At 68.7% G+C, this 20,525-nt stretch carries 19 protein-coding genes and 1 tRNA gene; 13 read left to right on the plus strand and 7 right to left on the minus strand.

Going from position 1 to position 20,525, the window contains the following annotated elements; all coding sequences use genetic code 11:
* Positions 1 to 58: 58 nt before the first annotated feature.
* Positions 59 to 1,477, plus strand: coding sequence for a hypothetical protein (locus ACFWXQ_RS23265; protein ID WP_383937606.1), 1,419 nt, complete (start codon positions 59 to 61; stop codon positions 1,475 to 1,477).
* A 120-nt stretch (positions 1,478 to 1,597) separates the two neighbouring features.
* Here the strand turns inward: ACFWXQ_RS23265 and ACFWXQ_RS23270 are convergent, their stop codons facing one another.
* Positions 1,598 to 3,376, minus strand: coding sequence for a serine/threonine-protein kinase (locus ACFWXQ_RS23270; RefSeq protein WP_383937604.1), 1,779 nt, complete (start codon positions 3,374 to 3,376; stop codon positions 1,598 to 1,600).
* A 130-nt stretch (positions 3,377 to 3,506) separates the two neighbouring features.
* Positions 3,507 to 4,058: a hypothetical protein gene (locus ACFWXQ_RS23275; protein WP_055613072.1), complete on the minus strand. Its 552-nt coding sequence runs from the start codon at positions 4,056 to 4,058 to the stop codon at positions 3,507 to 3,509.
* Between the two features lie 182 nt (positions 4,059 to 4,240).
* Here ACFWXQ_RS23275 and ACFWXQ_RS23280 point away from each other — a divergent pair.
* The 4 genes from ACFWXQ_RS23280 to ACFWXQ_RS23295 all read left to right on the plus strand — a co-directional run bounded on the left by ACFWXQ_RS23280 (position 4,241) and on the right by ACFWXQ_RS23295 (position 6,735).
* A tRNA-Ala gene (locus ACFWXQ_RS23280) sits at positions 4,241 to 4,313 on the plus strand.
* A gap of 655 nt (positions 4,314 to 4,968) precedes the next feature.
* Positions 4,969 to 5,127, plus strand: a complete 159-nt coding sequence (locus tag ACFWXQ_RS23285; protein ID WP_269650963.1) for a hypothetical protein — start codon at positions 4,969 to 4,971, stop codon at positions 5,125 to 5,127.
* Positions 5,124 to 5,780: a sigma-70 family RNA polymerase sigma factor gene (locus tag ACFWXQ_RS23290; RefSeq protein WP_383937601.1), complete on the plus strand. Its 657-nt coding sequence runs from the start codon at positions 5,124 to 5,126 to the stop codon at positions 5,778 to 5,780. The genes ACFWXQ_RS23285 and ACFWXQ_RS23290 overlap by 4 nt, the downstream gene beginning before the upstream one ends.
* A complete protein-coding gene (locus ACFWXQ_RS23295; protein ID WP_383937599.1) occupies positions 5,764 to 6,735 on the plus strand; it encodes a hypothetical protein in 972 nt (323 codons plus the stop codon). The genes ACFWXQ_RS23290 and ACFWXQ_RS23295 overlap by 17 nt, the downstream gene beginning before the upstream one ends.
* Positions 6,736 to 6,906: 171 nt before the next feature.
* Here the strand turns inward: ACFWXQ_RS23295 and ACFWXQ_RS23300 are convergent, their stop codons facing one another.
* Complete coding sequence (locus tag ACFWXQ_RS23300; protein WP_383937597.1) at positions 6,907 to 7,620, minus strand: DUF5324 family protein; 714 nt, start codon at positions 7,618 to 7,620, stop codon at positions 6,907 to 6,909.
* 338 nt (positions 7,621 to 7,958) lie between these two features.
* Between ACFWXQ_RS23300 and ACFWXQ_RS23305 the strand changes: the two genes are divergently transcribed.
* The gene (locus ACFWXQ_RS23305; RefSeq protein ID WP_143641373.1) at positions 7,959 to 8,486 is read left to right on the plus strand and encodes a peptidylprolyl isomerase; all 528 of its coding nucleotides are present in this window, start codon (positions 7,959 to 7,961) and stop codon (positions 8,484 to 8,486) included.
* Positions 8,487 to 8,629: 143 nt separating this feature from the next.
* Complete coding sequence (locus tag ACFWXQ_RS23310) at positions 8,630 to 9,529, plus strand: rhomboid family intramembrane serine protease (RefSeq protein ID WP_383937594.1); 900 nt, start codon at positions 8,630 to 8,632, stop codon at positions 9,527 to 9,529.
* Positions 9,530 to 9,921: 392 nt separating this feature from the next.
* On the opposite strand, the gene crgA is transcribed toward ACFWXQ_RS23310, so the two are convergent.
* On the minus strand, positions 9,922 to 10,176 hold the full coding sequence (gene crgA, locus ACFWXQ_RS23315; RefSeq protein ID WP_055613069.1) for a cell division protein CrgA: 255 nt from the start codon (positions 10,174 to 10,176) through the stop codon (positions 9,922 to 9,924).
* Between the two features lie 142 nt (positions 10,177 to 10,318).
* On the opposite strand from crgA, the gene ACFWXQ_RS23320 reads away from it, so the two are divergent.
* The 6 genes from ACFWXQ_RS23320 (at position 10,319) to ACFWXQ_RS23345 (ending at position 15,180) form a co-directional block, all read left to right on the plus strand.
* A complete protein-coding gene (locus ACFWXQ_RS23320) occupies positions 10,319 to 11,098 on the plus strand; it encodes a DUF881 domain-containing protein (protein ID WP_383937593.1) in 780 nt (259 codons plus the stop codon).
* Positions 11,099 to 11,160: 62 nt separating this feature from the next.
* Positions 11,161 to 11,880: a class E sortase gene (locus ACFWXQ_RS23325; protein WP_383937592.1), complete on the plus strand. Its 720-nt coding sequence runs from the start codon at positions 11,161 to 11,163 to the stop codon at positions 11,878 to 11,880.
* A gap of 52 nt (positions 11,881 to 11,932) precedes the next feature.
* Positions 11,933 to 12,094 carry a hypothetical protein gene (locus ACFWXQ_RS23330; RefSeq protein WP_107102406.1) on the plus strand — a complete coding sequence of 54 codons (162 nt, stop codon included), beginning with the start codon at positions 11,933 to 11,935 and terminating at the stop codon, positions 12,092 to 12,094.
* Positions 12,091 to 12,729 (plus strand): aminodeoxychorismate/anthranilate synthase component II, encoded by a 639-nt coding sequence (locus ACFWXQ_RS23335; RefSeq protein WP_200397078.1) that lies wholly within the window; start codon positions 12,091 to 12,093, stop codon positions 12,727 to 12,729. Before ACFWXQ_RS23330 ends, ACFWXQ_RS23335 begins: the two co-directional genes overlap by 4 nt.
* Positions 12,726 to 14,306, plus strand: a complete 1,581-nt coding sequence (locus tag ACFWXQ_RS23340) for a class E sortase (protein WP_383937590.1) — start codon at positions 12,726 to 12,728, stop codon at positions 14,304 to 14,306. The genes ACFWXQ_RS23335 and ACFWXQ_RS23340 overlap by 4 nt, the downstream gene beginning before the upstream one ends.
* Positions 14,307 to 14,445: 139 nt before the next feature.
* On the plus strand, positions 14,446 to 15,180 hold the full coding sequence (locus tag ACFWXQ_RS23345; protein WP_383937588.1) for a class E sortase: 735 nt from the start codon (positions 14,446 to 14,448) through the stop codon (positions 15,178 to 15,180).
* 228 nt (positions 15,181 to 15,408) lie between these two features.
* Here ACFWXQ_RS23345 and pknB read toward each other — a convergent pair whose 3' ends face one another.
* From pknB to ACFWXQ_RS23360, 3 genes are all read right to left on the minus strand, one after another.
* Positions 15,409 to 17,421: a Stk1 family PASTA domain-containing Ser/Thr kinase gene (pknB, locus tag ACFWXQ_RS23350; protein WP_383937586.1), complete on the minus strand. Its 2,013-nt coding sequence runs from the start codon at positions 17,419 to 17,421 to the stop codon at positions 15,409 to 15,411.
* Between the two features lie 169 nt (positions 17,422 to 17,590).
* Positions 17,591 to 19,081, minus strand: a complete 1,491-nt coding sequence (locus ACFWXQ_RS23355) for a peptidoglycan D,D-transpeptidase FtsI family protein (protein ID WP_383937585.1) — start codon at positions 19,079 to 19,081, stop codon at positions 17,591 to 17,593.
* Positions 19,078 to 20,517: an FtsW/RodA/SpoVE family cell cycle protein gene (locus ACFWXQ_RS23360; RefSeq protein WP_200397082.1), complete on the minus strand. Its 1,440-nt coding sequence runs from the start codon at positions 20,515 to 20,517 to the stop codon at positions 19,078 to 19,080. Before ACFWXQ_RS23360 ends, ACFWXQ_RS23355 begins: the two co-directional genes overlap by 4 nt.
* Positions 20,518 to 20,525 lie beyond the last annotated feature (8 nt).

Consider the following 20,525-nt stretch of genomic DNA (forward strand, 5'->3'; position numbering starts at 1 on the left):
CCGGTCCGCGGACGCCCGGTGAGTGACGATCCGGTGCTACGGCGAGGGGTGGCGCGTGATGAGGCGGCGCACGGGACGGTGGCGCGGCCGTACGGTCCTGGCCGCGGCGGCGGCGCTGTTCTCGGCCGTGGCCTCGGCGGGACAGGCGACGGCGGCCGGCACTCCCCCTCCGTACCGCTTCGCCGCGGGCGCCGAGCAGGTCGAGGGTGCGACGGCACTTGCTGATGCCGTGCGGCTGACACCCGGCACGACCTATCGGAGCTCCGTCGGCGACAAGGGGAAGCTCTACTACGGGCTGCCGCTCGATGCCGTGTCCACGGCCTATGTGTCGGTCACCGCCGTCCCCAAGGCGGGAACGAAGGCCGTGTACTCGGACGGCATCAAGGTGTCCCTGCAGGACCCCAACGGCAACAAGTGCTTCTCCGGGGATGCCGGTGCCGCCAGGTTCGGGCCCACCGAGAGCCCGCGGCCGATCACCGCCTGGGCCTCGCGCAGGGCCGGCCCCGGCGCGTACACCTGCAAGAACGCGGGGAAGTACGCCGTGCTCGTGGAGCGCATCAGCGGTGCGGGATCCTCGCCGGACGACTGGGAGCTGGAGCTTCGGTACGTGTCGGAGCCCGCGCTGAAGAAGGCCGCCTCGACGACCGCCCCCGAGGTGTGGGACTCCGCCTCGCCGCAGGCGGTCGACGGCCTCGCGAGGACTCGTAGGGGTGGTACGAGCTTCAACGAGGCGCGTTCCCTGGAACAGGGCGTCTGGAAGGACGCGATCCAGGCCGGGCAGACCCTCTTCTACCGCGTTCCCGTCGACTGGGGGCAACAGCTCTACGCCACCGCCGAACTCGGCCCCGCGAGCGGTGACGGGTTCCTGGGCAACGCCCTCGGCCTGTCGCTCTACAACCCGGTGCGGGCCTTCGTGGACGACGCGGGCACCGGATACGACGGCAGGGCGAAGTCGGCCACGCTGGAGCCGCTGCCTCCCGTCGCCTACGAGAACCGGTACGACGTCGACGACCAGGTGAGCGGAATGCGGTTCGCGGGCTGGTACCACCTGGCCGTGCACCTCAGTGCGGAGATGGCCGGCAAGTTCGGCGACGGGCCGTTCGACCTGACTCTGCGTGTGCGGGTGAGCGGTACGGCCGGGGCACCGGCGGTGTACGACGGAACCGCCGTGCCGCCCGACGTGTTCGACGTGACCGCGGGGGACAAGGCCGAGGCGTCGAACGGCGCCGCGGCGGCCGGCGGCGACGGGGGACCGGACGGGAACACCGCGATGAAGGCGGTGGCCGTGGGCGGGATCGGCGGGGGGACCGTGCTCGTGCTGGGGCTCGCCGTCTGGACCGTGGTCGCACGGAGGCGGGCGGCGGCCGGGTCGGGGGTGGCCGGAGGCGGGGGGCCCGGAGAGGGGACCGTGCCTGTGCCGTCTGTTGGGGGTCCGGATGCGCGGTCGCGGGAGTACGGGCCGCCGCGAGCCTGGTAGTCGACGTGGTCGACGTGGTCGACGTGGTCGACGTAGTCCACGGGTGGTTCCCGGTCTCCCGGTCCGGCTGCGACGGGGGCTTCCCGGTGCGGCTCGGATCTGCGTCAGTGCCGCATCGGCTCAGATCTGTGTCAGGGCCCAGAACCCGACCGCGAAACAGGCCAGCGCGAGCAGGAGCACCGGAACCGTCACCATCGCGGGCGGCCCCGGCCGCCGCTGCGCCCGCTTGGCGCGATGCCGCGCAACGGGCTGCGGCTGAGGTGGAACCCGAATGTCTTGAGCGGTGTATGAAGCAGTAGAGGCGAATTCGCGCGGCTGGGGCGGCGACACGGGGGTCGTGGCCGGGGGGTGAGCGGCCGAGGGGTGCGGAGCCTGGGGGGAGAGCACGTGAGTGGGTTCGTACGGCAGCGACGGGGAGTGTGGGGAGTACGCGGGGTTCGGGAGCGCGAGCGACGTGGGGGGAGTGGGTGGCTGCTCGGGCTGTGGTTGTGCCTGTGCCTGAGGGTGGGGTTGTGGCTGAGAGGGGGGCCCTGGTTCGTGCCGCTGTGCGGGGGAGGTACTGGTCCGGGGCGGAGGCGGGGGCGGCAGCGGGAAGCCTCCGGTGTCCGACACCACGGGGGACTGCGGGGGGACGGGCGCGGTAGAGGGCGGTGGTGGTACGTCGCCGGGGGTGGGACTGGGCGATACGGCGCCGGTGTGGGGGTGGGGAGGAACAGCGCCTGGGGGAGGCATCGGAGGGACGGCACCCGTGCGCGTCTGGGGCCACGCCGTATCTGTGTGGGCGTCCGGAGATACGCCATCGGGGCGGGCCTCGGGAGAGGCGCCCGCCTGTGGGGGTGCGGCTCCTGCGGGGGTCCCGGACGGAGCGGTGCCCGGGGATTGCGCCGCACGGCCCTCCGTGGCTGTCCGAGCGCCCCGAGACGCGGCACCGGAGTGCTGCGACGGCGTCGTGGTGCCCGGGCCCTGCCGCTGAGGCGCGGTGTCGTGGGCCTGGGCGCCCCCGGACGCGGCAGTGGTCGTCAGAGGGCCCTGCGGGCCGAACTCGGCTGGAAGCGGGCCGAGTTGGTCGAAGATCTCGATCAGCTCGTCGTCGGGGCCGGGCTCAGGGAGGAGCTCCCTGGCCGCGGCGAGCGCCTTGCGCGCCCCCGTGGCGGTGCGGAACCGCGCCTGGGGGTCCGGTTGGAGCAGAGAGGCTACGATCTGCCACAGCGGCTCGGGAATGCCCTTCGGGGCGCCCGGTGTGCCGTGGGTTGTGAAGTGGTCGACCAGCGCCTTGGCATCGGGCTTGGCTCCCTCCAGGAGATAGAGGGCGACCAGGCCCACCGCGAAGAGGTCGGCGGGGAAGTCGGGCTCCGCGCCGAGCAGCTGCTCGGGCGCGAAGTAACCGGGCGTCCCCACCACGTAGTTGGTCTCCGTCAGGCGGGGTTCGCCCAGCCGCATCGAGATGCCGAAGTCGGACAGCCGCAGCCGCGGACGGCCCGTTCCGGTCGCCTCCAGGAGGATGTTGGCGGGCTTGATGTCTCGGTGCACGACCCCCTCCGCGTGCACCGCGGCGAGCCCTGCCAGCAGCTGGTCGAGCAGGGTGCAGACGAACGCCGGCGGCAGGGGACCGTAGTCCCCGATGAGGTGGACCAGAGAACCGCCGCCAACGAGGTCCATGGTGAAAAGGACCTTGTCGTCGTCGGCGGCCCAGCTGGCGGGCGCGAGCACATTGGGGTGGTCGATCCGCAGCGCCTGCTCCCGCACGAAGCGCAGCAGCGAGTGCGCGTCGCTCTGCTGGAGCACCTTGGCGGCCACATACCGGCGCCGCCGGTGGTCCCAGGCGCGCCAGACGGCACCGACTCCCCCGCGTCCGATCGGGTCGACCAGTTCGTACCGGCCGGCGAAGACCTCACCCATGGTCGTGCGTCGCTCCCCCTTCGGCGGTCGGTACGGCTGCCCTTCCGAGGTGCCCGGCTGCCTGCCCTCCGGTGAACGGCAGGCCCAACGGGACTGCGGCTACTGGTTGTTCGGCGGCCGGGCGATGTGCTCAGCTCTGGTGGGACTGGTAGTGGGCGACCGCGTCCGAGGTGCGGCCGGCTCCGTACACCCGGAGGAACTCTGCCAGTTCCGGGTGGGTCGGGGCGAGAGTGTCGGCCGCCTCGATGATGTCCCCCGCGGCAGCAACCGAACGCAGCAATGACTGGATCTCGCGCACCACACGCTTGACCGTGGGCGCACCCCCCGAACTCGTCGTCGACTGCGTGGTGTTGCTGAGCACCGAGCCCCCTTGCGACTTCTTGATCTCATCCATGCGCTCGGTGGCCTCGGCAGCGCTCACACTGCCGTCCGCCACCTGCCCCGCGAGGTCCTGCAGCAGTTGTACGCGCTGGACCACGGCAGGGTTCCCGATCTTGGCGCGCTGGCCGCTCATCAGCTGCGACAGCATGGGCGCCGACAGGCCGAGCACTCCGGCGAGGCGTGCCTGATTGAGCCCCAGATCGTCTATGAGCCTACGGAAGAGCGCCCCCAACGGCTCCCCGTACCAGTTCCGCTGCAGCTCCCGGGCTCTTGCGGTTGCTTCCTGCTGTGCGGCGTCCATTCGCGTCTCCCCATCGCTTCCCCAAGTACCGTGGTTCGCTGTCGCGAACCACGTCGAGCATCTTACGGAGAGTGGTCGTGCGCGGGGAGCCCCAATCTTTTTGCGGGATACCCGGGGTGACCCGGTACTCTGGTCTGCGGCGCTGCTCAGAAGGGGATCCTTCTGGCAGATGCCTCCCTTCCGGGGCCTTAGCTCAGTTGGTAGAGCGCTGTCTTTGCATGGCAGATGTCAGGGGTTCGACTCCCCTAGGCTCCACGTCGATGAACCCCCTTTGATCTGCGTAATCGCAGGTCAGAGGGGGTTTTCTTGTGTTGTGGGGTGTGTGGGCGGGGAGGTGAGGACCTGTGCCTCGGGGGTCTTCTGGGGTGTCCCGGCCGTCCCGCGGTGGCGGCATTGACACCGCCTGCCCCTGCCCGTCGAGCCATGCGGCGGGCCCGTCCTTCAGGGGCGGTTCCACGCCGGGACGGGCTCATCAACGGGTGCGGGGCGGCTGGGAATTGCCCGTCTGTCCTGTAATGACGTGGCCTCGTCAAGCCCGTCGGTGCTTCTCCCCTTGAGTGCCGGAGCGCCACAGGGGGTGTGTGCGGTGACGTGTGTCACAGGGTGAGGGCGGCGATGTTTGCGATTGTTTGCGCAAAGAGGTGCCCGATTTCGGGGCGCCGCGGTCGCCGCGCAGGTGGCCGACGTGGCGTGAGGGCCGCGCGTAGAAGTCGTGAAGGCTTGCGTGAGCTGCTGTGAACGAAAATGCGTAATCAGAACGCTGCGCTCCGTTAAGAAAGTCTGTGCGGGTGTTGCACACCTGGCCCGTTGCAAACGTCATCGTGAACGGAGGGCGTAAAACAGGCGCCCTCCCGAGGCCGCCAGAAACGCCACGAGGCCTCGCCTTCTGTAAGGAGAGGCAAAACCGCACGTGAATCTGGACGTTGCCGACGATGTGATCCTGGCGGTGCTCGCCCTGCGGGTGTTCGGCCGTGACGTGCTCGGTCTGCTGCGCCGCGTGGCCGCGGCCGGAGTCCGGGCAGGCATCAGCGAGATGCGCCGCGAGAGCGGTACGGAGGGACAGACGTGAGCCAGGAACTTCCCCGAGCCACGACCGGCGCCCGGCCGATACGGAAACTGCCGCTGGATTTCGAGGCATTCCACCGGATGTACCGGCCGATCTACGTCCACTGGGCGGAGATCCGGCTGGGCAGCAGGGCCGATGCCGAGGAGGCCGTCGACGCGGCCTTCGAGAAATTACTCAGGGCCTGGTCCACTGTCCTGACCAAGGAGAACCCGACCGCGTACGCCTGGCGCGTGCTGCGGCACACCACCATCGACTTCTCCAGAGCCCGGGACCGCCGTCCTGCTCTCATGGGCGAGGCCGCCTTCGAAACGGTGGCGCTCAGTCAGGCGGTGGACCCCATAGGCCAGTTCGAGGAGAGCCTCAGTCTCTACGAGGCGATCGGACAGCTGCCGCCACGTCAGATGGACGTCATGCTCCTGCAGTTCGGCCAGGGCTTCACCGTGGAGGAGGTGGCGGCCGCGCTCGGGATCACCCCGGCCGGCGTACGCTCCACCGTCCGCCACGCCAGGCGACGGCTGGAGCACGCGTACGGGGTCAAGAGGCGACTTGAGGTCACGCGGCATGAGAGCGCCGCACAGGGCGACGGCGACGGCGAATGCGACGGCTTCGTGCGGAGCGAGAGCGAGGAAGGGCATGCCGATGACATTGCACATTGACGAGCTGCTCGCCCGCGCCAGGCTGCGCCGCGAGCCCTACACCGCGGCCGACATCGAAGCGGCCGCCGCCCGCCTGGCCGCCCGAGCGGCGGCGCGGTGGGAGGCACCCGGGGAACGCCGCTGCCCCACGGGCCACACGTACAACGCCTCCGGGCCGGCCGACGCGGACCCGGTCGGTGAGAACTTCCTCGGCAAGAACCCGGGCGAGAGGGCTGCGTCCGACGAGACCCCGTCCGACGAGACCCCGTCCGGGGCCCCGGACGGCGAGCGCTCCCCAGGTAGAGGACAGGACCGTGACGGGGCGGTAGACGAAAGCTCCGCCGCCGACGATCTCCAGACGCTCTGCGAGACCGTGATCACCCACACCGGAGCCCTCACCGACCTCCGGATCTTTCTCGCCCGGGCACTGCCCGAACCGTCCGGGGCCCGCGTGCTGGGATGCATGCTGCAGCTCTCCGAGCGCGAGGAGTCCGCCCGTTTCTGGTGGCAGTACGCCGCCGGGGCCGGTGACCCCGCCGCCAGCTACTGCCTCTACCTGCACCACCGGGCCCTGGGCGAACAGGGAGCAGCCGACTGGTGGCACACCCAGCACACCCAGACCGATGCCGTCGCCGACGCGGAGGCCGGACCCGAGGGCGGGATCACCACCACGCTGCGCATCCTCCGTGCGCTCAAGCCGGACGGCTCGCCCGTGCCGGAACCGGTCAACGCCGTCCTGCACTACGTGCCCGCGGCCGTCGCCTATGTGGACGACGACCTGGATCTTCCCCTCCCCGACCCCGACTTCACCGACCGCGTCAGAGCTCTCACGGCCCTCACGGCCACGGCCTCCGCGTCGTCGGTTCCGACCACACCGGTGGTCGGTCCTGCTGCGGAAGCCTCCCGCCGCACACGCAAGCGCAAGCCTCTGCCGGAACGCAGGCGCCCGCGCCGAACAGCGCCTGGCTCGACATAGAGTTCGGCTCCACGTAGAGCCCGGCTCCACCTGGGGTCGGCTCGACGTACGGACGGTTTCACGTGAAACGGGAACGGGGCTGGTTCCACGTGAAACATCGTGGGGGCGGGAGGCACCGGGCCTCCCGCCCCCACGATGTGATGCCCTACGGCGTGATGTCCTACCGCCGCGTCAGCCGCGGTCCTTGTGCTCCGCAGCCTCGGCCTCGGCCTGCTTGGCCTGGACCTCGGGGTCGAGCTCGTCCTGACCGCTGCCGTCGACCGAGGTCAGGTGGCCGCCCTCCGGGACCTCCGTGGCGGCGGGCGGTTCGACCAGCCAGTCGGGGTTGGCCTGCTTGTCCCACCACTTCCAGGCGGCGAAGGCACCACCGGCCAGGATGCCCAGCACGGCGAGGCCCTTGGCGAGGCGGCCGACCCTGGCCCGCCGCTCCTGCTTACGGACCAGCTTCTCGACCTGCTTGGCCGAGACCTGACCGCGCAATGCGGCCAGCGCCGCCACACTGCGGGACGTGGCCTCCTCGCGAACAGGGCCGGCGGCGACCCTGGCCTGCTCGATCCTCGGCCGGGAGTAGTCCGCCGCCTGCCGCGCGGCCTTGCGGGTGCGGACCGCTGCCTCGTGGGCGGCCTGGTCGACCTTCGGCGGCACATGTGTCCGCGCCTGCTCAAGACGCGGGGCGAGATGGGCGTCGTACTGCGTGCGTGCCTGTTCAGCGGCCTGGAGAGCTGCGGCCGACACCTTCGGCGCGAGCTTGACGCGTGCTTCGTGCGCATACTGCGTGGCGCGGTCCCTGGTCGTGTCGGCGTAGGGCGCCACCACTTCCGCGGCGTGCCGCACGCTGTCCTTTGCCGACTCGGCCGCTGCGCGCACGCTGTCCTTGCGGGTCACGGGATCCTCCTCCTCGGTGGCGTACATGGGGGCTTGGGGCCATCCCCCAGCAAGTCACAGTTCACCTTTCCACCCTTATCCGGATCATGCCTGCCGGAGAGCTCCGGGGCATGCGAGGGCGGGCATCCGGGTCATGAGAGACGACTCCGGGCGTACTCGGGGCAATAGCTGATCAATACGGTGCAACGGGAGCTTGCCACGACAATGTCACGGATCCCCGGACTGCGCGCCGCTTTGGTACGAAGCGGTTGTCGCGCTCCCGAGCGGCGGTGACGGAAGACGAGGGGCGCGGTCCGTGCGAGGATCGGGGAGTCACAAAGGACAACGGAAGGCAGATCGTGGCTGAGCAGCTTTACGCCACCCTGAAGACCAATCACGGCGACATCGAAGTGCGGCTCCTGCCGAACCACGCGCCCAAGACGGTCCGGAACTTCGTCGAGCTCGCCAAGGGCGAGCGTGAGTGGACCAACCCGGCCACGGGTGCGAAGTCCACGGACAAGCTCTACGACGGCACGGTCTTCCACCGGGTGATCAGCGGATTCATGATCCAGGGCGGTGACCCGCTGGGCAACGGCACCGGCGGTCCCGGCTACGAGTTCGAGGACGAGTTCCACCCCGACCTCGGCTTCGACAAGCCGTACCTGCTGGCCATGGCGAACGCCGGCCCGGGCACCAACGGCTCCCAGTTCTTCATCACCGTCTCCCCTACGGCCTGGCTGACCCGCAAGCACACCATCTTCGGTGAGGTGAGCGACGGGGCCAGCCAGAAGGTCGTGGACGCCATCGCCTCCGCGCAGACCAACCCGCGCACCGACCGCCCGGTCAGCGACGTGGTCATCGAGTCGGTCGTCATCGAGACCCGCTGAACCCGAGGCCCCCGCAGGAACCGAGACCCCTCGGAGGAACCGAGAGAGGTCTCCCGCAGGGAACCAAACGCCCCGCCCATCCGTAAGGATGAGCGGGGCGGTGCGTTGCGTACCAAATGCGTACAGAGGATGAGGGGATCCCGATGGACCAGGCGCCAGGCAGCCCGCAGGAACCACAGGGTGCCGCGAGCCTGCCCACCTGTTACCGGCACCCGGACCGGGAGACCGGCGTCCGCTGTACGCGCTGCGAGCGCCCCATCTGCCCCGAGTGCATGATCAGCGCCTCGGTCGGCTTCCAGTGCCCGGAATGCGTGCGCAACGGTTCCGGCACGGGCCACGCCCCCAACGCCGCCCAGCCCCGCACTCTCGCCGGCGGCACGGTCACCTCGGATCCCCGGCTGATCACCAAGATCCTTGTCGGGCTCAATCTCGCCGTCTTCCTGGTCCAGCTCTCCGTGGGCGACCGCTTCACCGACAGCTTCGACCTCATCGGCCGGGCCTTTGTGCCGATCCTCGGAAGCGTCGAGGGCGTCGCGGAGGGGCAGTGGTACCGGCTGGTCACGTCGATGTTCCTGCACGCCAGCTATATCCACATCGCCTTCAACATGTTCAGCCTGTGGTGGATCGGCGGCCCCCTGGAGGCGGCCCTCGGCCGTGCCCGCTACCTCGCCGTGTACGGGGCGTCCGGCCTCGCCGGTAGTGCGCTCACGTATCTGCTCGCCGAACCGAACCAGCCGTCGCTGGGCGCCTCCGGCGCGATCTTCGGTCTGTTCGGCGCGACCGCCGTCCTCATGCGGCGGCTCAACTACGACCTGCGTCCGGTGATCGCCTTGCTGGTGATCAACCTGATCTTCACCTTCAGCCCAGCGTTCAACATCGCCTGGCAGGCCCACATCGGCGGCCTCGTCGGCGGTGTGGTGATCGGCTACGCCATGGTGCACGCGCCCCGCGAGCGGCGGTCCCTGATCCAGTACGGCGTGTGTGCGCTGGTGCTGATCGCGGTTGTGGTCATGACACTGGTGAGGACCGGCCAGCTCACCTGAGCCGAACCACCCAGCTCATCTGAGCCGAAGAGTCCGGCCCACCCGAGCCGAGCCGCTCAGCCCGTCCGAGAGTCAAGTCCGACCCGCCTGAGAATCCCGCGGGAGCCCACGTTGTCCACAGACCGTGGCGGATCTTGTGCATGCTGTGTAGGAACAAGTGTGCCCCCTGTCCCTGACCTGGGTTTCCCCAGGCGGGACAGGGGGCGAACGCACTTGCGGATACCGGTAGGCCAGTCACACCGGCGTCAACACCGGATGGGTTATCCACAGATCTTCAGACCTATCCACACTGTGGAAACCCTTGTGGATAACTCAGTGGACAACTTGGGCCACGGCTTGCGGACACAGGTTGGAGAAGCCCTGGTACAGGCTCCCGACACCTTATGGCCGCGTTACTTCCACTGCGTGGAAACGCCGAATCCCGCCGCGATGAAGCCGAAGCCCACCACGATGTTCCAGTTGCCCAACGCGTCGATCGGCAGCGAACCGTCCGTCACGTAGAACACGACGATCCAGGCGAGGCCGATGAGGAACATGGCCAGCATGACCGGGGCGACCCAGGCACGACTGTTCAGCTTGATGTTGGTCGCCTGCTTCGCCGGGGGCGGCGTGTAGTCGGCCTTCTTGCGGATACGTGACTTCGGCACGAGGGTCTCTCCTGTCGATGCGCTGCGTGGCCGCGCAGGGAACGTGGGCTGGCTCCGGGGCAGCGTACAAGGGGACTCTTAGCGCTCCCCCGGGCGTCCGTTAGCGTAGTGCTTCCGCGGCGCCGAAGGAGATAAGGGTACGTTGAGCAATTCTGCCGACTCTCCCCAGCCAGGTACCAGTGCTGGCACAATCCGGCGTTTCCGGCCGGTACGGGTGCTGACCGTGGCCGTGTTCGCCCTGGCCGGGCTGATCTTCTTCACCAGCTTCAACACGGCCAAGGGCACCAATATCCGCACAGATGCCTCGCTGCTGAAGCTCTCCGACCTGATTCAGGAGCGCAGCCACAAGAACGGGCAGCTCGACGAGAGCAACGGATCGCTGCGGGAGGACGTCGAGTCGCTGGCGGAGCGGGACAACGGCAGTACGAAGGCGGAGGAGGCCAGACTCGCCGCCCTGGAGAAGAACGCGGGCACCCAGAAGCTCAAGGGCGAGGCCCTCACGGTCACCCTCGACGACGCGCCCCCGAACGCCACCGCCAAGCTCCCCGGCTACCCCGAGCCGCAGCCCGACTACCTGGTCATCCACCAGCAGGACCTCCAGGCCGTGGTGAACGCCCTGTGGCAGGGCGGCGCCGAGGGCATCAAGGTCATGGACCAGCGGCTGATCTCCACCTCCGCCGTCCGCTGTGTGGGAAACACCCTGATCCTCCAGGGCCGCGTCTATTCGCCCCCATACAAGATCCAGGCGGTCGGTGACCCGGAGAAGCTCCAGAAGGCCCTCTCGGCGTCCAAGGCGATCCAGAACTACATGGTGTATGTCAACGTCTACGGGCTCGGCTGGAAAGTCGACGAGGACGGGACCGTGACTCTTCCCGGCTACTCGGGCACAGTGGATCTCCACTACGCGAAGCCTGTGGAGTAGCAGCCCGTGGGGTAAGAGGCCATGGAGTAGTGGAGCCGCTGCCGCTGGGGGACCTTGTGTCGGTGCGAGTGGTCGTCAGGACGTTCAGCGAGCTGTGCATCACCGTCGGCACCGTGATCGTGCTCTTCGTGGTATACGTGCTGTTCTGGACGGGTGTGAAGGCCGACACCGCGATGGACGACCAGATCGCGCAGCTCCAGGAGCAGTGGTCGAAGGGTTCCGTGGCCGCCGGGCCCAAGGAGCCGAGGTCCACGGCGACGGGCGCCCCCGGGTCGAACCCCGACGCGAGCCCCGAGGAGCCCGCCCCGTACAAGGACGGCAAGCCCTTCGCTGTGATGTACATCCCTCGGCTTGGTTTCACGTGGAACAAGCCCGTGCTCGAAGGCACGAAGACGGGCACCCTCAAGAAGGGTCTCGGCCACTACGCGAGCACCGCGCAGCTCGGGCAGCCGGGGAACTTCGCCGTCGCCGGCCACCGGCGCACGTACGGGGACCCGTTCAAGGATTTCCCCAGGCTGCGGCCGGGTGACTCGGTGGTGCTGACCGACGGGACGACCTGGTTCACGTACCGCATCGACACAAAGCCCTACAAAACATTGCCCAGTGACATTGCGGTCATTGACCCCGTACCGAAGAAGTCGGGGTACACGCGTGCGGGCCGCTATCTGACGCTGACGACCTGTGAGCCGGAATGGGGTCACAGCCACCGGCTGATCGTATGGGCACATCTTGACTCGACCCAGCCTGTGGAGGCTGGGAAACCGGGGGCCCTACGCCGTTAGTCTGGTCTGGTACGGCGTGAGTCCGGTGCCGTGGCGCGACGGAAGGGACGGCATGTACGGCTTTATCTGGCGGCATCTGCCGGGGAACACGTGGATCAAGGCACTGATCTCCCTGGTGCTGGTCCTCGCGGCGGTCTACGTGCTCTTCCAGTACGTCTTCCCGTGGGCCGAACCGCTGCTGCCCTTCAACGATGTGACGGTGGACAACCAGTGAGCGCGCGGATTCTCGTCGTCGACAACTACGACAGCTTCGTCTTCAACCTGGTCCAGTACCTGTACCAGCTGGGTGCCCAGTGCGAGGTCCTGCGCAACGACGAGGTGTCGGCCCTGCACGCACAGGACGGCTTCGACGGCGTACTGCTCTCGCCCGGCCCCGGCACCCCCGAAGAGGCCGGCGTCTGCGTCGACATGGTCCGGCACTGCGCCGAGACCGGCATCCCCGTCTTCGGGGTCTGCCTGGGGATGCAGTCGATGCAGGTGGCGTACGGCGGCGTGGTGGACCGCGCGCCCGAGCTGCTGCACGGCAAGACCTCGCTCGTCGAGCACGAGGGCAGGGGGGTGTTCGCGGGGCTTCCGTCGCCCTTCACCGCCACCCGCTACCACTCGCTGGCCGCCGAGCCGAAGACCGTCCCTGTCGAGCTGGAGGTCACGGCCCGTACGCACGACGGGATCATCATGGGGCTCAGGCACCGTGAACTCCTGGTCGAGGGTGTGCAGTTCCACCCCGAGTCCGTGCTGACCGAGCACGGTCACCGCATGCTGGCCAACTGGCTGGTGGAGTGCGGAGACCAGGGAGCCGTCGCCAGATCGGTCGGGCTCGCCCCGGTGGTGGGCAGGGCCACGGCGTGACCGCCCTGCGCCCCGAGCGCGACAGTGCCGCCCCGTACGGCGAGGACGCCTTGTACGGGGCCGCTGAGGCGTTTGAGGCGCCGGGTGCCTTCGAGGGGGCGCCGGCCTTCGAGCCGGCCCGCGACTTCGGGGCACCGAACGCCGATGCCCGGCCGAGCGGAGCGATGCGGGCCGCCGTCGACGGGCTGGCCGACCCGCTCAGCGACCCCCTGCCGGGGCAGCGGCCGCCCGCGGCGCCCGAGCAGGAGTGGTACGACCCCCAGGGGTATCCGCGGGATTGGAGCGCCGGGCAGACCGCCTCCTCGTACCCGGAGCCGGGTCGCCGCGCGCAGGCGGAGCCCGCACACGGGTACGCCGAACCGGGACAGCCGCCGTCGTATGCCGGGCCGCAACAGCAACAGCAACCGCAGCAGCAGCAACCGCAGCAGCCGTACGAGCCCCAGAGGTCGTACGAGCCGCAGCCCCCGTACGGGGAGGAGCGGCGACCGTCCTATGGAGGGGCGCCGCAGACCTCGTACGACGGGACGTACGCCCAGCCGGACCCGCTGAGTCCGACGAGCCCGGCGAGTTCCCAGGCTCCGGCGTACTCCGCTCCGTACGAGCAGCCGCCCCTTGTCGACGACGAGACGGTCGGGCTGCGTATAGCCGATGTCGTCGAGTCCATACCGGGGATTCCGACGCCCGCCGGGCCCGCTGGGCGCGCCGTACCGCCCTCAGGAGCCTCAGGTGGCGCTGGAGTCCCGGGTGGCGGTCGTGCGGCCCGTCGCAAGGCCTCCAGGCGCCATGGGCGGCATGGTGGGGCCGGTGGGGCACAGGAGGGGCAGGAGGAGGCCCAGGAGAGCCGGGCGGCGGCCGGAGCGCCCCTCTCACGCATGGAGGCGCGGCGTGCGGCGCGGGCACGGAAGCCGGGTGCGGCCGTGATGGCCAGCCGGGCGATCGGCGAGGTGTTCATCACCACCGGCGTGCTGATGCTGCTGTTCGTGACGTACCAGCTGTGGTGGACGAACGTCCGGGCGCACGCGCAGGCGGGCAACGAGGCGAGCAGCCTCCAGGACGACTGGGCCAACGGCAAGGGGAACCCGGGGGTGTTCGAGCCGGGCCAGGGCTTCGCCCTCCTGCACATCCCGAAGCTCGATGTGGTCGTGCCGATAGCCGAGGGCACCGACAAGAAGCGGGTGCTGGACCGCGGCATGGTCGGTCACTATGCCGAGGAGGGCGTGAAGACGGCGATGCCGGACGCCAAGACGGGCAACTTCGGTCTTGCCGGGCACCGCAACACCCATGGTGAACCGTTCCGGTACATCAACCGCCTGAAGCCGGGCGACCCGATCGTCGTGGAGACGCAGGACAAGTACTTCGTGTACAAGATGGCGTCGATCCTGCCGGTGACGTCGCCGAGCAACACGTCCGTGCTGGACGCGGTCCCCAAGGCGGGGGGCTTCACCAAGGCGGGCCGCTACATCACTCTCACCACCTGCACCCCGGAATTCACCAGCAAGTACCGGATGATCGTCTGGGGCACGATGGTCGAGGAACGACCACGCGACAAGGGCAAACCGAACGCGCTGGTCGACTGAGACACCCGGGCGGCCGGCGACCCCACGCTTCACGGCATCCCAAGCTTCAGAACAACCCAGCTTGAGAACATCCCAGCTTCAGAACCTCCCGAGCTTCACGACATTCCAAGATTCCTGAGAGACCAGACGGGGCAATGCAGTGGCAGCGACGACCGACCACGAAGAGCACACGGACGCCCGGGCGTCCTCGCCGCGGCGCCGCGGCGGCGGCCCGATCGCGGCGGCCGTCAGCGTCTTCGGTGAACTCCTCATCACGGCGGGTCTGGTCCTCGGCCTGTTCGTCGCCTACTCGCTGTGGTGGACGAACGTCGTGGCGGACCGTGAGGCCGACAAGCAGGGCGACAAGGTGCGCGACCACTGGGCGGAGGACCGCGGCCCGGTCGGTCTGGACACCAAGGACGGCATCGGCTTCCTGCACGTCCCGGCGATGAGCAGCGGCGAGGTGCTGGTCAAGAAGGGCACCTCCACGAAGTCCCTCAACAACGGCATCGCCGGCTACTACACCGACCCCGTCAAGTCCGCCCTTCCGCAGGACAAGAAGGGCAACTTCTCGCTGGCGGCCCACCGCGACGGTCACGGTGCCAAGTTCCACAACATCGACAAGCTCAAGAAGGGCGACGCGATCGTCTTCGAGACCAAGGACGACTGGTACGTCTACAAGGTCTACGCGACCCTTCCCGAGACGTCGAAGTTCAACGTCAAGGTCCTCGCGCCCGTCCCCAAGGAATCGGGCAGGCAGAAGGCCGGCCGCTACATCACGCTCACGACCTGCACGCCCGTCTACACGTCCCGCTACCGGTACGTCGTGTGGGGCGAGCTGGACCGTGTGGAGAAGGTCAACGACGAGCGGACCCCGCCGACGGAGCTGCGCTGAGCGCTCCGCGGTATGCGCGGTGACGACCCGCGAGCCCCCTGCGTGCCTGCCGCACCCGCGAGGCAGAGCCGCACCCCGTAGGGACACAGCCCCGCACCCCGTGGGGGCGCGATCCCGCACCGGACCTCGCAAGGGCCATGCAAATGGGGGCCTGTACTGCTCGACCGAGCAGTACAGGCCCCCATTGACGTTGACCAGCGACCAGCGGTCCGCGTCCGGTCGCCCGGGTCAGTCCTCCTCGCGGAAGGCCGCCCCGTTGGAGCCCGAGATGAGGCCGCCGTTGCCGTTGCCGCCGTTGTTCTGCTGCCCGGCGTCGATCGTTCCGAGGTTGACCCTGTCGCCGGCCTTCACCTGCTGGCCCTCCTGCGGGTTGCTCGCGAGGACGATGGAGTTGTCGTCCTGCGACCCCTGGACGTTGCCGAGCTGAAGGTTGTTCTGCGCGAGAACCTGCTTGGCCTGGGCGAGGGTCATCTGGGTCACCTTCGGCATGGCGAACTCCTGTTCCTCCGCCGCCTTGCCGATCTGGATGTTCACCGTGGAGCCCGGGTCGGCCGGGGAGTTGGCCGTGGGCGATGTGGCGACGACCTTGCCGACGAGGTTGGCGTCGTCGGTCTCCACGTCGGTGCAGTTGCCCGTGAGGTCGTTCTGCTCCATCCGCGCCTTGGCGTCGTCACAGCTCAGGCCGCTCACGTCCGGAACGGTGGTCTGTTCCTTCTCCTTGGCGACGGTGAGGGTGATCGTGGAGCCCTTCTCCACCTCGTCGCCCGCCGTCGGGTCCTGTTCGAGGACCGTGCCGGGCGTCTCGCTGGACTCCTTGGACTCCGTCTTGACCGTGAAGCCGTACTTGTCGTCCTCGAGCTTCTCCGTGGCCTCGTCGACCGGGTCGTCGATGACGTTCGGTACCGCGACCTTCGGCGCCCCCGTCGACACGGTCAGCGTGATCGTGTCGCCCTTCTTGACCTGTGTCTCCGCCTTCGGGTTCTGGGCGCAGACACTGTCCTTCGGGGTGTTCTCGCAGGGCTTGGAGTCGATCTTCAGCTCCAGCTCGCGGTTGGTCGCCATCTTCTCGGCCTCGGACTGGGTCCGGTTCACGAAGTTCGGCGCCGGGAACGCGTCGTCGCCCGACCCGCCCTGCCCGGTGAAGGCCCACTTGCCGATGAGGATCGCGCCGACCAGCACGAGCACACCCGCCACGACCAGCAGAATCGTCGAGGTGTTGTTCTTCTTCTGCTGGCGTCGGCGCCCGGCACGGTCGTCGTAGCCGAAGCCGCCGTCGTCCGGGTTCATCGGAGGCAGCATGGACGTGGCCTGCGAGTCCGCGGAGCGCAGAGCGGTGGTGGGCCGGTCGTCCGGGTAGCCGCCGTAGCCCACGGAGCCCATGGCCGCCGTCGCCGCGACGGGCTGGCCGTCGAGGCAGGCCTCGATGTCCACGCGCATCTCGTCGGCGGACTGGTAGCGGTAGTCCGGGTCCTTGGTGAGCGCCTTCAGGACGATGGCGTCCATCTCGGGCGTGATCTCGGGGTCGAAGACGCTGGGCGCCTGCGGCTCCTCACGCACGTGCTGGTACGCGACCGCGACCGGGGAGTCCCCGATGAACGGCGGGCGGACCGTCAGGAGCTCGTACAGCAGACAGCCCGCGGAGTACAGGTCGGAGCGGGCGTCGACCTGCTCGCCCTTCGCCTGCTCCGGTGACAGGTACTGCGCGGTTCCTATGACCGCCGCGGTCTGCGTCATCGTCATGCCGGAGTCGCCCATGGCGCGGGCGATGCCGAAGTCCATGACCTTGACCTGGCCGTTGCGCGTCAGCATGACGTTCGCCGGCTTGATGTCGCGGTGGACGATTCCGTTGCGGTGCGAGTACTCGAGCGCCTGGAGGATGCCGATGGTCATCTCCATGGCGCGCTCGGGCAGCAGCTTGCGCCCGGAGTGCAGCAGCTCTCTCAGCGTGGACCCGTCGACGTACTCCATCACGATGTACGGGATGGAGATGCCCTCGATGTAGTCCTCACCCGTGTCGTACACGGCGACGATCGCGGGATGGTTGAGCGAGGCGGCCGACTGGGCCTCCCGGCGGAACCGGGCCTGGAATGACGGATCGCGCGCGAGGTCCGCTCGCAGCGTCTTCACCGCCACCGTGCGGCCGAGCCGGGTGTCATGGGCGAGATGTACCTCCGCCATGCCACCACGGCCGAGCACGTGGCCCAGCTCGTACCGGCCGCCGAGGCGACGCGGCTCTTCCATAGCTACCTACCAGCCCTCTCCGACGGTCCTGACCACACCACGTGTGGTCCGGCGGTGTGCTGTCCGGGCATACCGTACCCGGCTCGCCTTGACTGACCTGGCCACAACCGTCACCCGATACAGGACCGGTATCGCAACGTGCACCGATGTGAAGGGGACGTGAGCGGGGTCACTTCTTGCTGTCGATGACTGCCTTCATCACGTCCTTCGCAATCGGTGCCGCGAGACCGCCGCCGGAGATGTCGTCACGGTTGGCACTTTCGTCCTCGACGACCACGGCGACGGCGACCGGCGAGCTGCCGTCCTCGAGCTTCGCGTACGAGATGAACCAGGCGTACGGGTTCTCGCTGTTGTCGACACCACGCTGGGCGGTACCGGTCTTGCCGCCGACGGTGACGCCGTCCTCGTTGATCTGGCCCTTGGTGCCGGTGCCCTCCTTGACGACCGTCTCCATCATCGACTGAAGGATCTGGGCGTTCTTCTCGGACAGCGGCTCGCTCATCTCGGAGGGCTCGGTCTGCTCGATGACATCGAGGCCGGGCGCCTGGAGCTTGTCGACCATGTACGGCTTCATGAGCGTGCCGTCGTTGGCGATGGCCGAGGCCACCATGGCCATCTGCAGCGGCGTCGTGGCCGTCTCGAACTGGCCGATCGAGCTGAGCGCGGTCTGCGGCCTGTCCATCTTCTCGGGGAAGTTGGAGGCGCTGGAGCGGATCGGGATGAACTGCTCCTCGTTGAAGCCGAACTTCTTGGCCGTCTCCAGCATGTCCTCCTTGCCGACGTCGACGCCCAGCTTGCCGAAGACGGTGTTGCAGGAGACGCGCAGCGCCTCGCGCAGCGTCGCGTTCTTGCAGGGGATGTTCCCCTCGTTCTTCAGCTCGGTGGTGCTGTCCGGCAGGGTGTACGGCAGTGGCGAGTCGGTCTTCTCATCGGCGCTGTCGACGATGCCGTGCTCCAGCGCCGCCGCGGCCGTGACCACCTTGAAGGTCGACCCGGGCGGGTAGATCTCGCGCAGCGCCCGGTTCTGCATCGGGTCGTCGGGGTTGTTCTTCTTCTGCAGCTTGGTCCAGGCCTTGCCGTCGACCTTGGTGGAGTTCCCGGCGAACGACGACGGGTCGTACGAGGGAGTGGAGGCCAGCGCCAGGATCGCGCCGGTCTCGGGGTCGATCGCGGCGACGGCACCCTTGCCCTGCTTCAGCAGACCGCTGTACGCGGCCTTCTGCGCGGCGGCGTTGAGCGTGGTGACGACGTTGCCGCCTTCCTGCTTCTTGCCGGTGATCATGTCGAGGGTGCGGCGGAAGAAGAGCCGGTCGTCGTTGCCGGTGAGGATGCCGTCCTCGATGCTCTCCAGCTGCGTGGCACCGAAGGCCTGCGAGGCGTAGCCCGTGACGGGGGCCCACATCGCGCCGTCCTTGTAGGTGCGCTTGTACTCGAAGTCGTTGAAGTCGTCGCCGCTGGTCTTCGTGGACCCGGTGATCGGGTTGCCGTCGACGATGATGTCGCCGCGCGGTGTGGCATAGCGCGCTATGGCGACGCGGCGGTTCTTCGTGTCCTTCTTCAGCGAGTCTGCCTGGACGTACTGGATCCAGTTGTCGCGGATGAGCAGCGCGAGGACGAGGAGTCCGCAGAAGATCGCGATCCGGCGCAGGGGCTTGTTCACGGTCGGACCACCTGGGTCATCTCGGCGTCGGGGTTGGGAGCGGGGGCCGGCGCGGGGCGGCGGGCGGTGTCGCTGATCCTGATCAGGATGCCGATGAGGGCCCAGTTGGCGATGACGGAGGAACCTCCGTATGCCAGGAAGGGCATCGTCATACCGGTCAGCGGGATCAGGCCCATGACGCCGCCGGCGACGACGAAGACCTGAAGGGCGAAGGCGCCGGACAGGCCGACGGCGAGGAGCTTGCCGAAGGGGTCACGGGCCGCGAGCGCCGTACGGACGCCGCGCTCCACGATCAGGCCGTACATCAGCAGGATGGCCATCACACCGGCCAGGCCCAGCTCCTCGCCGAAGGTGGCGAGGATGAAGTCGGAGTTGGCGGCGAAGCCGATGAGGTCGGAGTTTCCCTGGCCGAGTCCTGTGCCGAGGGTGCCACCGGAGCCGAAGGCCCACAGGGCCTGCATCGACTGCTCGGTGTGGCCCAGGACGCCCTGCTGGCTCAGCTCGTACTCGCGCATCGGGTCGAGCCAGGCCTGGACGCGCTGCTGGACGTGCGACTCGAAGGAGGCGACACCGACGGCGCCGGCCGCGGACATCAGCAGACCGAACACGATCCAGCTGGTCCGCTCGGTGGCCACGTACAGCATGATCACGAACATGCCGAAGAACAGCAGCGAGGTACCCAGGTCGGTCTCGAAGATCAGGATCAGGATGGAGAGCGCCCAGATGACGACGATCGGGCCGAGGTCCCGCCCGCGCGGCAGGTAGAGCCCCATGAAGCGGCGGCTGGCCAGGGCCAGGGCGTCGCGTTTCACCATGAGATAGCCGGCGAAGAAGACCGCCAGGGCGATTTTCGCGAACTCACCGGGCTGGATGGTGCCGAGGCCGGGAATCTTGATCCAGATCCTCGCGCCGAAGACGTTCACGCCGAGGCCCGGGACCAGCGGGAGGAGCAGCAGGATCACCGCGGCGACCATGGAGATGTAGGTGTAGCGCTGCAGGACGCGGTGGTCCTTGAGGAAGATCAGCACGACCACGAACAGGGCGACACCCAGCGCGGAGTTCAGCAGCTGGCGGGGGGCCGCCTCGAAGAAGTTGGGGCTCTGCTGCAGCCGCTGCGACTGGTCCAGGCGCCACACCACCACCAGCCCGATGCCGTTGAGCAGCGTGGCCAGCGGCAGCAGCAGCGGGTCCGCGTACGGGGCGAACTTCCGCACGACGAGATGGCCGACGCCCGCGAGCAGGCCGAGGCCGAGGCCGTAGCTCAGCAGCCCGGGCGGCACCGAGTCGTTCATGGCCAGGCCGACGTTGGCGTAGGCGAACACCGGGATGACCACGGCGAACACCAGCAGCGCGAGCTCGGTGTTGCGCCGGCTCGGTGCTCCGATCGAGCCGATCGTGGACGTGTGGTGCGTCGACGGGTTGGAAGTGCTGCTCATCGTGTGAC

Origin of the sequence: Streptomyces sp. NPDC058697 (assembly GCF_042715345.1) — a bacterium.
In the GTDB taxonomy this organism is placed as follows: Bacteria; Actinomycetota; Actinomycetes; order Streptomycetales; family Streptomycetaceae; genus Streptomyces; species Streptomyces liliifuscus.

What these genes read in the sequence shown, in the direction of transcription:
- ACFWXQ_RS23310 (WP_383937594.1), top strand. Translation starts at nt 8,630, where the DNA reads ATGGACCAGGCGCCAGGCAGCCCGCAGGAACCACAGGGTGCCGCGAGC.
- ACFWXQ_RS23360 (WP_200397082.1), bottom strand. Translation starts at nt 20,517, where the DNA reads ATGAGCAGCACTTCCAACCCGTCGACGCACCACACGTCCACGATCGGC.
- ACFWXQ_RS23330 (WP_107102406.1), top strand. Translation starts at nt 11,933, where the DNA reads ATGTACGGCTTTATCTGGCGGCATCTGCCGGGGAACACGTGGATCAAG.
- ACFWXQ_RS23275 (WP_055613072.1), bottom strand. Translation starts at nt 4,058, where the DNA reads ATGGACGCCGCACAGCAGGAAGCAACCGCAAGAGCCCGGGAGCTGCAG.
- pknB (WP_383937586.1), bottom strand. Translation starts at nt 17,421, where the DNA reads ATGGAAGAGCCGCGTCGCCTCGGCGGCCGGTACGAGCTGGGCCACGTG.
- ACFWXQ_RS23295 (WP_383937599.1), top strand. Translation starts at nt 5,764, where the DNA reads ATGACATTGCACATTGACGAGCTGCTCGCCCGCGCCAGGCTGCGCCGC.
- ACFWXQ_RS23265 (WP_383937606.1), top strand. Translation starts at nt 59, where the DNA reads ATGAGGCGGCGCACGGGACGGTGGCGCGGCCGTACGGTCCTGGCCGCG.
- ACFWXQ_RS23270 (WP_383937604.1), bottom strand. Translation starts at nt 3,376, where the DNA reads ATGGGTGAGGTCTTCGCCGGCCGGTACGAACTGGTCGACCCGATCGGA.